This window comes from Armatimonas sp. (assembly GCF_964826245.1).
In genome coordinates, this window is record NZ_CBAYMC010000158.1 from 1 (window position 1) to 10393 (window position 10393).

12 protein-coding genes are annotated in these 10393 nt (G+C 58.8%); all 12 read right to left on the reverse strand.

Features of this window, described 5'->3' with window-relative positions; translation table 11 throughout:
* Positions 1–593 (reverse strand): GTP-binding protein (locus tag AC1XOS_RS14835; RefSeq protein ID WP_481963002.1); only part of this gene is annotated, 593 nt, incomplete at its 3' end.
* Positions 590–1678: a PepSY-associated TM helix domain-containing protein gene (locus AC1XOS_RS14840; protein WP_481963003.1), complete on the reverse strand. Its 1089-nt coding sequence runs from the start codon at positions 1676–1678 to the stop codon at positions 590–592. The genes AC1XOS_RS14835 and AC1XOS_RS14840, both read right to left, overlap by 4 nt.
* On the reverse strand, positions 1675–2487 hold the full coding sequence (locus AC1XOS_RS14845; RefSeq protein WP_481963004.1) for a DUF1559 family PulG-like putative transporter: 813 nt from the start codon (positions 2485–2487) through the stop codon (positions 1675–1677). Before AC1XOS_RS14845 ends, AC1XOS_RS14840 begins: the two co-directional genes overlap by 4 nt.
* 93 nt (positions 2488–2580) lie before the next feature.
* Positions 2581–3936: an alkaline phosphatase PhoX gene (locus AC1XOS_RS14850; protein WP_481963005.1), complete on the reverse strand. Its 1356-nt coding sequence runs from the start codon at positions 3934–3936 to the stop codon at positions 2581–2583.
* 18 nt (positions 3937–3954) lie between these two features.
* Complete coding sequence (locus AC1XOS_RS14855) at positions 3955–4323, reverse strand: MerC domain-containing protein (RefSeq protein WP_481963006.1); 369 nt, start codon at positions 4321–4323, stop codon at positions 3955–3957.
* Between the two features lie 53 nt (positions 4324–4376).
* A complete protein-coding gene (locus AC1XOS_RS14860) occupies positions 4377–5264 on the reverse strand; it encodes a hypothetical protein (RefSeq protein ID WP_481963007.1) in 888 nt (295 codons plus the stop codon).
* Positions 5264–6043: an ABC transporter permease gene (locus AC1XOS_RS14865; RefSeq protein WP_481963008.1), complete on the reverse strand. Its 780-nt coding sequence runs from the start codon at positions 6041–6043 to the stop codon at positions 5264–5266. Before AC1XOS_RS14865 ends, AC1XOS_RS14860 begins: the two co-directional genes overlap by 1 nt.
* Before the next feature lie 4 nt (positions 6044–6047).
* Positions 6048–6803, reverse strand: coding sequence for an ABC transporter ATP-binding protein (locus AC1XOS_RS14870; RefSeq protein ID WP_481963009.1), 756 nt, complete (start codon positions 6801–6803; stop codon positions 6048–6050).
* 65 nt (positions 6804–6868) lie between these two features.
* Positions 6869–7708, reverse strand: a complete 840-nt coding sequence (locus AC1XOS_RS14875) for a hypothetical protein (RefSeq protein WP_481963010.1) — start codon at positions 7706–7708, stop codon at positions 6869–6871.
* Complete coding sequence (locus tag AC1XOS_RS14880) at positions 7705–8547, reverse strand: prepilin-type N-terminal cleavage/methylation domain-containing protein (RefSeq protein WP_481963011.1); 843 nt, start codon at positions 8545–8547, stop codon at positions 7705–7707. The genes AC1XOS_RS14875 and AC1XOS_RS14880 overlap by 4 nt, the downstream gene beginning before the upstream one ends.
* A 145-nt stretch (positions 8548–8692) precedes the next feature.
* Positions 8693–9766 carry a HupE/UreJ family protein gene (locus AC1XOS_RS14885; protein WP_481963012.1) on the reverse strand — a complete coding sequence of 358 codons (1074 nt, stop codon included), beginning with the start codon at positions 9764–9766 and terminating at the stop codon, positions 8693–8695.
* A 48-nt stretch (positions 9767–9814) separates the two neighbouring features.
* Positions 9815–10393: hypothetical protein (locus tag AC1XOS_RS14890; RefSeq protein ID WP_481963013.1), on the reverse strand; the 579-nt coding region annotated here is incomplete at its 5' end.

Here is a 10393-nt window from a genome sequence, read left to right on the forward strand (position 1 = left end):
GGGTTGAGGCGACGCAGGAGCGCCTCTAGCTCAAGGAGCGTTGCCTCTTCCACTAAGTCGCACTTGTTGAGTAGCAGCGTGTCGGCAAACTCGACTTGCTCGATGAGTAAGTCCGAGATCGTGCGGTCGTCGGCTTCGTGGGCGGCCAGCGCGTGCTCGGCCAGATAGTCCGCGGCGAGAAAGTCCTGCCGAAAGCGCAGCGCATCCACGACCGTCACCATGGAGTCGAGTCGGGCAATATCGCCCAGTGTCACGCCCAGCTCATCCGCGAACGTAAACGTCTCCGCCACGGGCAGCGGCTCGGAGATTCCCGTGGACTCGATCACCAGTGCGTCAAAGCGGCCCTCGCGTGCAAGCTTGCCCACTTCAATCAGCAGGTCTTCCCGGAGCGTGCAGCAGATACAGCCATTGGTCAGCTCTACCAGTTTCTCTTCGGTGCGCACCAGCTTGCCATCTATATTGACCTCGCTCATGTCGTTGACCAGTACGGCCACACGGCGGCCCTCACGGTTAGCAAGGATATGGTTGAGAAGCGTCGTCTTTCCGGCCCCCAGAAAGCCAGAAAGCACCGTTACGGGAAGGGAGTTGGTCATTTTTTTTGTTTTATCGTTTTCTTAGCCCACCACTGGAGCGCTCCCGTGACGGCCAGCACCACGGGGACAAGGCCAAGTAGCACCCAGAGGACGCGGGTGGCCATGCCGCCGATCAGACCAAAGTGCACAGGAATCGCCCACTGGATCAGCTTTCGGCCCAGCGGCCACTTTCTAGAGTCGTCGATGCGGAGTACTTTCCCGGTGAAGGGGTCTACTGCGATCTCAACGCGGTCACGGGTCTGATTCCAGTTCTCCCACTCTTTTCGCACCACCAGCGGCTCGGTGGGCTTCTTAGGGAAGTTCACGCGCTGGATACGCCCATCGGTAGCCTTGTCCGCAATCTCCACCAGCGTATCGAGGGGAAGCGGGGTCGTGCCCAGGGCGACTTTTACAGGGGCTTCTTTTTGCACCCCCGTGAGGCCGTAGACGATGCGCTCACTGGGCTCTTTGAAGGCGAAGACTATCGCGGTCAGGGTAAAGGCGAGCATCAGACCCAGCGGGTAGACCCCAAAGACGTTGTGCAGGTCGTGGGTGAGGACACGGGGGCCTCGGCCTTTGCGGACACTCAGGCGAACGCGCCACTGGGAGCGAATCGTCGGCCACCAGATCCAGAGGCCACTCAAGAGCACCAGGGTGAGCAAGATCGCGCCCCAGCCATTGACGCTCCACCCAAGCTGCCCCATCGCCAGATAGAAGTGCAGGTAGCACAGAAAGCCATAGAATGTCCCGCCACGAGTGCGCTCCCCGACGATCTGTCCGGTGTAGGGGCTGAGATAGGTGTAGCGCTGGCTCCAGCCGGTCTCGCTCTGGCGGATATTGTAGGTTCCCTCTGGCGTGCGCGGGTAGCTGATGTAGCCCACTTTTTGCTCGGGGTAGCGCTCGCGGAAGCCCTCCAGTACTTTGGAGAGCGGCAGAGGCGCTCCTTGCGGCACGACGCGCAGCACCTCGGCCTCGCGCCACTGGTCTACCTCACGGCCAAAGACCAGGAGGCTCCCGGTGAGTCCTAGAAACGCAAAGTAGAGCGCAAGAGCAAGCCCTAGCCAGAGATGGAGCTTACCCAACGCGCGACGGAGCTTCTTTTTCACTTCGTCGCCGCAAAGAGCTCGTCGGTAGCCATGCTCTGGTCCTCATCGAGATCCCCGACATTGTTGGCGCGTAACACGGCAAGCTGGGCGGCGCTGTTACGCTCGCTGGTAGCACGGAAGAAGGGACGCTTAACCGTCACGTGCCCATCCACCCAGAGAATGCTCCCCATGCCGTTGTGGCGGCCATGAAAACGCGGACGGTGGTAGGTGGGCGGGTCGAGAAAGTCCGTGCTGGTGATGGCCGTCCCTGCGCTATTGAGCGTCGCCGAGTCCGCTAAGAGAACCGTTCGGGCGGGCTCGGTGACCCGCGCGAGGCTGATCGAGAAGATATGGTCGAAGAAGCGATCCTGCCAGCGATCCGGCACTCCATCGCAGAGGTAGCGGTAGTTGTAGGAGTAGCCTGTGTAGGTTCCCGCCACGGCCCCGACGGGCTGGAACGTCGGGCAGGCGACAATCGCGACGCCCTTCATGTAGGGAAAGAGCAGCCCCTCGGGAGCAACCCGCGTGCCATTTGGGGCAAGCCCCGTCCACCAGTAGCGGATCCACTCGGTGCGCGTCCCACTGGCGGGAAATGCGCCGGTGCGGTAGGGAACTACCAGCTCGTCGTAGTCCTGGGAGTACATCACCGAGGCCATCCCGATCTGGCGTAGATTGCTCATACAGACTGTCTGGCGTGCTTTCTCCCGTGCCTGGGCAAATACAGGGAAGAGAATCGCGGCAAGAATTGCAATAATAGCAATCACAACTAAAAGCTCGATAAGCGTGAAGGCTTTTCGTAGATGCAAGGGAAGAAAAAAAGAAAAACTCATGGCGTTGCCTTTCCAAAGCTTGGGGGAGTTCTCTCCCCCAGCAATCGCCATTATACTGAAAGCAAATTCTTATTGCAATAAAATTGCAAAGTATTAAAACGGGCCGTGCTCCCACGGTCCCCAGATCGCCAGCGTGACTCCGGGGAGCTGGAGGTTCACAAAGAGCGTCTGGCCGTCGGGGGCGAAGCAGGCTCCGGCGAACTCGCTGTCTTCAAGGCCGGGGTAGACATTGCGGGCGAAGTTGAATATCTCGCCTTTAGCCGTGAGGCCACGCAGGTAGCAGTCCCCGCCGTAGGTGTCTTCGCAGAGCACGAGGCCGCCACGCGGGGTGACACAGAGATTATCCGGGTTCCATAAGACACTCTTGGACTTGGACTCAAAGAGCAAGACCAGCTCGCCTTTGTCTGCGCCTTGGGGCTGGTAGCGCCAGACCTGACCTAGGCTCTTATCCCCGCCCGTCGTGGCATTAAGATAGACATAGCCATTGCCCCACCAGCAGCCCTCCAGCCGCGCAAACGTCGCGCCGCCTTTGGCTTTCCCCGCCTCATAGACCGCCAGCGGGTTGGTGGAAGCGGCGGCGGGATCGGGATCGTCAATCTCGATCCAGCGACACGCGAGCGGCTCACCCACAGTCTGTTTTTTACGAAGATCGGCCTGCGGCTTTCCCTCAATGACCAGCATCTGGAGCCGCCCGCCTTCGATAAGTTGTCCGGGCTTGGTGGGCAAGAAGCGATAGAAGCCCGCGCTGGTGCGGTCTTCCGTCTCGTAGATAATCCCGGTGGCCGGGTCGACAGCAATCGCCTCGTGCACAAAGCGGCCCATGGCTTTGAGCGGCACAGGCATCACCGGTGTGTCGCTGGCAGCGGGCACCTCGAAGATATAGCCATGCTCTTTCTCAAAGCCGCCGATGACTTTGCCTTTATCGTCTTTGCCGAGCGTCGGGCCGAGCGTGGTCTCCTCACACGAGAGCCAGCTTCCCCAGGGCGTGACGCCGCCCGCACAGTTGGTATGGGTTCCCGCGAGGCTCACATGGCTCTCGATCAGCTCACGGCTAACGGGGTCTACAGTAAGCGTGGTGACACCGCCTCCCGCGCTGGTGTCATAGGCGTGCTCGTCTTGGAGAATCGCGGTACCAGGGCGCGCTTTGGTGTAAGGGATCTCATGGTTGCGCACCAGCCGAATCTTCTCTTTTACCAGGAAGGCTCCCATACCATCGTGGTGGGTGGGAGTCAGTCGACCATCGGTCATACGCGTCTTCTGTTGGCCAAGCACGTTGTAGGAGAAGCCCTCGGGAAGCTCTAAGATAACCTCACCCGTATTCTGTGCCGCGGTGGGAAGGAGCTTGCTGTAGCCCTCGACGACGGCGCTACGGTCTAGCTCTCCAAGTCCACGTGTCACCAAGCCCGTCAGACCGGCACCCGCCCCCAGAAGTAGTGTACGACGATTCATGCCTTTTAGCATACCTTCTTATTGTCGTGCATTGTGCAAGCGATGATTAAGAAAATGAGAAAAAGCGACCGTGATTCCCCCGAAAACCACGAGTAGAATGCCCCCTGTACCTTCTGCCTCCTCGACAAAGCGCCCGGAGATCAGCAGAACTAGGCCTAGTGTCAAGAGAGAGAGGGCGAGTTTTTTACGGTGCCGTTTATACCCTCGTGTCAGGGAGGCAATTCCAAGACCTGCGGTGGCTCCCACAAGCAGCCACTCCAAGCGCTCATCTTGCAAAAAGAGCGGAAGTGTACTCAAAAACAGCGGCATCAGGGCGCAGTGTACTGCGCAGGCAAGAGAGGCCATCATGCCTAATTGGTCAAGATTACGGGAGAAGGAAACAGCCATAGGATTTGAGAAAGGTATCACATCACGGCTTCATTTGCAAGTCATTTGCATTATTACTTCCCGGTAAAGAGACCTTCGTCTTTGAGGAGCTTGGTGCAGGTGGAGTCATCCACGAACTGTGTAAGGCCCTCTCGTGCGGCCTGAATTGCTCTCTCTCGCTGGCCTAAGTCACGGTAGGACAGAACTCGCCAGCGGATACAGTCCTGCCATGCCGTCACTTCTTCCTCACTCAGAGTTTTCAGATCCTTGTGTCTCAGGTTAGCGAGGCCCCTCTCCGCATGAGCCACCGCCTCGGCGTGACGCTTTTCTTGGCCCTTGAGTAGTAAGAAGGCAAACGTGGCCTCGATCTCGATGCTCTCTGGGTTGTTGCGCTGCCCCTCTGCGAGGAATGCCAGAGCCTCTTCCAGTGCTTTTTTCTCGCGTGCCATCATCACCGCTCCGGTGGTGTAGCCCTGAATAAACTTCGGGTTGCTCCAGGTCATCAGGCGGAAGAGGGGGAGCGCCTCGCGGGGGTCTTTATGGCTATGGGCTCCCATGGTGGAGAAAGGCTTGATGTCGCGCTCGATATCGCCTAAGATGCCGCGCCAGTCGCCACTCTTGCTGGGAACAATCGTGGTTTCGTCGGTGTGTTCTCGGTGGCCTGCCTCGGAAGCGCCATTGCGGACACGCTCGGCGGAGTCGCGCTCTTTTTCTTCTTTTGTCAGGCCACGCATGTCCACGCCCCGGTGGAGGTACTTATCCACCTTGAGCCAGAGAAAGTCCGATATGCTGGAGCGAAACTGTCCAAAAAGCGAGGCGGAGGCCACTTGCTCCAGCTTCTCTTGCTGCGCGGTACTCATCGCGGTGGGAGCGGCGAGATCGGGGCGAGCGCGGGTAGCAAGCTGGGAGCTGAGGCCCATACCCGTAGCGCAGAGCGCCAGCACGGTCAGTTCTAGCTTCACTAGAGAGCCTGCTTTCGGAAGCGCAGGGTGCCCAGGGCCAGGCAGATCGCGCTGTGAACGATAGCGTAGCCGAAGAGAAAGAGTATGGTGGAGCCCATCACGGGGGTCCAGCCGTAGCTGACTTTCTTGGAGAGATCGAAGAGATCAAGCTGGGGGAGCACGAAGTACGCACCGCTGAGCACGCCCTGCCCAATCGTCCCCGCCGTCCCATGGAGCAACTTGACTGCCGTGGCAAATGTAGACGAGCCTGCTGCCAGCAAGAGCGCCATCGTCACCGTGGCCTGCGGCGTGAGAAAGACCGAGAGCGCCATTGTCAGTGCGCAGATCAGCAGCAGAGAGAGAAAGCGCAACCAGAGATACTGACCAAAGATCGCCCCCACTTTTAGCCCAAAGCAGGCCAGCGCTCCCCAGCCAATCAGCGCAAAGAGCAGCAGTGCGAACGTCGAGAGCACCACAGCTCCGAGGTACTTGCCAAAGATCAGATCGAAACGAGTGATGGGCCGTGCGAGCAGAGGGTAGACCGTGCGGCGGCTAATTTCTTCGGGGAGCTGACGGGCAGCAAAGAGCACGGCAAGCACCATGGAGAGCAGATTGACCACGGTCAGCGTCACATCTTTGAGGAACATCTCCAAGCCAGCGACCCCGAACTTGCCCACCAGTGCGGCGGCGGAGATCATCAAAACGGCAAGGATCACCGAGACCCAGAGGTCTTTTCGGCGGAGTGATTCGAGGCAGGAAGCAAAGGCCAGTGCGCCCCAGACGGTTAGCTTAAACTTCATATTTTTACGCGGCTTTCTGAATCGTGGTGACAAAATAATCTTCGAGGGGGGAGCCAATCCCTGAGCGCAGGGTAGCGTCCATCTGGCGCTCGTCTATGCAGCGGCCTTTCTCGATCAGCACAACCCGATCACAGAGCTGGGCGACTTCATCAAGCTCGTGCGATGAGAAAAAGATCGTCGTGCCACGCTCGCGCACCTCGGCGAGGAGCTCGCGCAGGTGCCGTCGGCCAATAGGATCCACGCCACTGGTCACTTCATCGAGCACGAGTAAGTCCGGGCTCCCGAGTAGCGCCTGCGCGATCCCGAGGCGCTGCTGCATGCCCTTGGAGAAGGTCTTAAGCTGCCGCTTCTCGCAGCCCTCCAGCCCGACTCGCTGGAGCAGCTCATAGGACTCACGCTGGAGTGCTTTTCCTCCCAGCTTCTGGAGCTTGCCATAGAGCCAGAGCGTCTCCAGCGGTGTGAGAAACGGGTAGTAGAGCGCCACCTCGGGTAGGTACCCGATGCGCTGCTTGGCGGCCGGAGTTCCCGCCGTCTGCCCAAAGACCCGAACCGTCCCCGATTCGGGAGCGAGAAAGCCTAAAATGGCCTTGATGGTTGAGGACTTCCCTGCTCCATTGGGGCCCAGAAATCCAACCACTTCACCCGGGGCTACGGAGAGTGAGAGATCATGAACGACGCGGCGGGTGGGCTGAAAGGCACGGGTCTGGTATGAAACGCAGAGCCCTTCAATCCAAAGAGCAGCCGAGGTTGCAGTTTGCATACTGGTAGTATTGCCAATATGCAAGTCCATCATTAGAGCAATTTGATTGCGATTGATTCAATCTGTCAAAACTTAGCATTCTCGGGAGCGCACTCACCCTTCGCATTGGTGAACCAATCGCGGAGTAGCGCCACGATACCGGGCTTGCCAGGGCCAACAAACCTCTCACGGCGCTTTTTGTACTCGGCGAGAATCCGTCCCGCCTTTGCCTTGAGCTGCCGGTCTTCGTCGGTCTCAGGGGCACCTTTGGGAACGGCATAGACAAAGCTGCCGGTCTCACGACCAAACGTCGGGATCTGGCGGAAGTCGCGCGGGGTGATCTTTTTGGTCACGGCGTACTCTTCCTGCCCCGCCACAAAAAAGTCCACGGCGCTCTTGGGATAGCCGTAGAGATAGCCCAGCCCTCGGTTGCGCGATGCGCCTTCAAGATGCTCCACCGTGAGCGCGATCTCCAGCGGATCGGCGCTCGGAGTGGCTCCTAGAGGTGCAAAGTAGCTCTCGTAGGTGCGGGTGAGCGTACTCACAGCAGGGCGAGAGAAAGCCACGGCTTCGGCGTAGCGCTTGCCGCTATTGACCGTATGAAAGACCAGTAAATCGCAGCGCAGGTTGGGGCCACAGTGGAGTGCCCCAAGCACTTGCCGCAGCTCTTCCAGCTTGGCCGTGTCAGGCTTTTCCGCCGAGAAAGTGAGGCTCACAAAGCCCCCCGACATCGGCTTCATGCCTCCGATAACCGTGTAGAGCCCCTCCGAGTCAAGGAGCTTGAGGAGTACTTCCTCGGCTCTGGGACGTAGCACAGCGGGCAGGCGCTCGATGGGAAAACACTCCGAGGGAAAGAGCGCTTGTGCCCGTGTCGAAGTGGGAAAAAGTGCGAGGAGCGCTGCCAGCAAAAAAGTTCGTCGTCTCATAGGCCCGTGGTCTTATCCAGTGCAAAGAATCGGTTGTACTCTACCAGACGCGGGTCGCTGGCGGTGATCGTCGCGGGCATCGCGACTGGGGAGAGCTCTCCGACATTGCGAGCGCGACGGTTGTCGTTGATCGCGGCGGAGCCTGTGGGGCGGAACTGGGGACGCGCGACTGCCACATGTCCATCCGCCCAGAGCACGCACGACGTATTGCCGGAGTGTCGCCCGTGCACGCGCGGCGAGAGGCTACTGGCACCACCACTATCTACCACTGCACCTGCCGCGTTGCGTGTCCAGTTCGGCGAGATGAAAAATGACTTGGTCAGCGCTGCCGGGTTTACGGCATTGACTGCATCGAGCATCAGCATCGTGTTAGCAGGCTCTTGAAAAGCCGCAAGGCTCACCGTGATGGGATTCGTCGGCGTGGGTTGCACAAAAACCAGCGAGTTTGTGCCGTAGGCCGGGACAAGCGCTCCATTGACCCAGTTAAACGGCGTCGGGATGTCTTTTCCGACGGGGCAGTCCTGGATCTGGACATTTTTCATGTACGGCTGGATCAGCCCCTCTTCGCGGCGATAGGTCAGGGGGCTTGTCGGCAGGGTCACCCCGTGCCACCACACCGTCCCACCACCGACACGGGGTAGCAGATAGGGCACCATCGTCTCATCGTAGTCTTGGACATACATCAAGACAGCAAGCCCGATCTGCTTGAGATTGGAGATATTGCTCGCCTGCCGTGCCTTGGCCCGAGCCTGGGCAAACACAGGAAAGAGAATGGCAGCTAAGATCGCAATAATGGCAATAACGACAAGAAGCTCAATCAGAGTAAAGGCTTTTTTCATGGATTTCCTCTCTCAAAAAAAACCGCCCCGGCAAGAGGCTGAAAAGTGCCGGGGCGGGTGTGATCGCTATTTTTTTCCCACACAGAGTAACTCACACCATCAATTTATCACAATTCATGAACAAATGCAACTAAATTGCATAATCTTAGCCGCCAAAGAGACGCTGGAACATCCAGACGAGCCCCGCTCCGGCGATCAGCCCCGAGAGCATGAGCTGGATGCTCTTCCAGTTCATGCTGGAGCCGCGCCGCTTCTCTGTGTCTTTTCGCCAGAGCAGAAGGAGTGGGAAAGCAAGGCAGCAGATCAGAACCTGTGCGGTCTCGACACCCAAGTTAAACGAGAGCAGGCTCCAGATCAGCGCACTCCCCTCGGGCAGGCCCATGTCCTTTAGGTTGCCAGCAAAGGCGAAGCCATGGATAAAGCCGAAGCCTGTTGCTACCCAGAAGCGCTTCTTAAACTCGCTCTCTTTACGCAGACCGATAATATTTTCGACTCCCACAAAGACAATCGAGAGAGCCACAATCACATCCACGAGGCGAGCAGGAAAGCTTAAGACTCCCAGGGTGGTCAGCACTAGAGTGACGGAGTGAGCAATCGTAAAGCCCGTGAGGGTCTTAATAATGGACTTAAAGCTTGTGGTGGCCAGCAAGAAGGCAAAGATAAAGAGCATATGATCGGGGCCAGTGAAGATATGCTCCATACCCGAGATCAGAAACTGCTGGACATTGCGCATCAGGTTGGTCGCCATGTCCGCGGGGTTAATCGTGGCCTGGTTTCCGGTTTTAAGGCGCTGCGTGGTGCCCCCGGCGACAATCATGGTCTCGGCGTTGGGCAGGTAGTCAAAGAGTGTGTTGGTGATCTTGAGCACCTGAGTCTGCCCCGAGGTGCGCGGGTAGCGCATCGAGAGGGTGAAACGGGAGCGCGTGACATCAAGGCTATTGTCGTAGCGGACTTGGGTGAGCTCGCCGGGCCAAGGCTGGCCTGCCTGCTCCAGCTTGAAGCCGCCATTGATGTAGCCCTCCAGCTTCTTCTGGAAGTCGGCGGGGAAAGTCCCATCGGGGTTGCGGCGCTCATCACCGAGCGTCACACTAGGGATCTGGGTGATGTCCTGAACATTGCCCACGAACTCGATATAGAGAAACTTCTCCTGAGGCCGGAGCTTGGCCACGACGGCTTCCACCTGCATCGGGTGAGCCAGCACAGGTGCTACAAAGATCAAGAGGCAAAAAAGGCAGAATAGGCGTAGGGATTTCATACAAGTAAGCTTTCAGAGAGGGATTTGCAGGGGATCGTGGCCCTGTCGTGCCTGGGCTTCAAGCTGGCCAGGAGGAAAGCGATGCAGGTGGCCATCGGCGCAGACCGTGAGAAAGCCCCCGGAGTGCCGCGTGAGCGCCAGATCGCTCTGGAGCATCTCAAGTAGCTTGCCCGGAAAACGCTGCCAGGCCCGGTTGTGGATATGATCGCCGCGAGAGTCCGTCCCACTGGCAGCGCTCTGCTCCAACAGAAGAAGGGTGTGGGCCGGCTTGCTGAGCCGCTCGACACCCACCGCAGGCTCATACGTAACCTCAGAGTCGCCTCCTGCATCGTGGGAACCGGCGAACTCTCCCAGTAGGTTCTCGTTCCAGGCATAGCTCGTCCCCCCTTGGGCGCGACGAGCACTGGCAAGTGGATCGCTAGGGCAGACCCGCAGCGCTTGGAGAGCACCGTAGGGCATGAGCGTGGTTCCCCAAGAGGAGCTCCTGCTTGAGTGACTCGTGAGGGGGAGCATTCCCTCATGGTCTGCCGCGTACTGAAGCACAGCGCTGCTAAGCTGACGTAGGTTGCTGGCGCAGGCACTCTGCTGAGC

Bases quoted from the DNA above. Each gene is read 5' to 3' on its own strand.
- AC1XOS_RS14845 (WP_481963004.1), bottom strand. From the start codon at position 2,487: ATGAGTTTTTCTTTTTTTCTTCCCTTGCATCTACGAAAAGCCTTCACG.
- AC1XOS_RS14850 (WP_481963005.1), bottom strand. From the start codon at position 3,936: ATGAATCGTCGTACACTACTTCTGGGGGCGGGTGCCGGTCTGACGGGC.
- AC1XOS_RS14855 (WP_481963006.1), bottom strand. From the start codon at position 4,323: ATGGCTGTTTCCTTCTCCCGTAATCTTGACCAATTAGGCATGATGGCC.
- AC1XOS_RS14865 (WP_481963008.1), bottom strand. From the start codon at position 6,043: ATGAAGTTTAAGCTAACCGTCTGGGGCGCACTGGCCTTTGCTTCCTGC.
- AC1XOS_RS14870 (WP_481963009.1), bottom strand. From the start codon at position 6,803: ATGCAAACTGCAACCTCGGCTGCTCTTTGGATTGAAGGGCTCTGCGTT.
- AC1XOS_RS14875 (WP_481963010.1), bottom strand. From the start codon at position 7,708: ATGAGACGACGAACTTTTTTGCTGGCAGCGCTCCTCGCACTTTTTCCC.
- AC1XOS_RS14880 (WP_481963011.1), bottom strand. From the start codon at position 8,547: ATGAAAAAAGCCTTTACTCTGATTGAGCTTCTTGTCGTTATTGCCATT.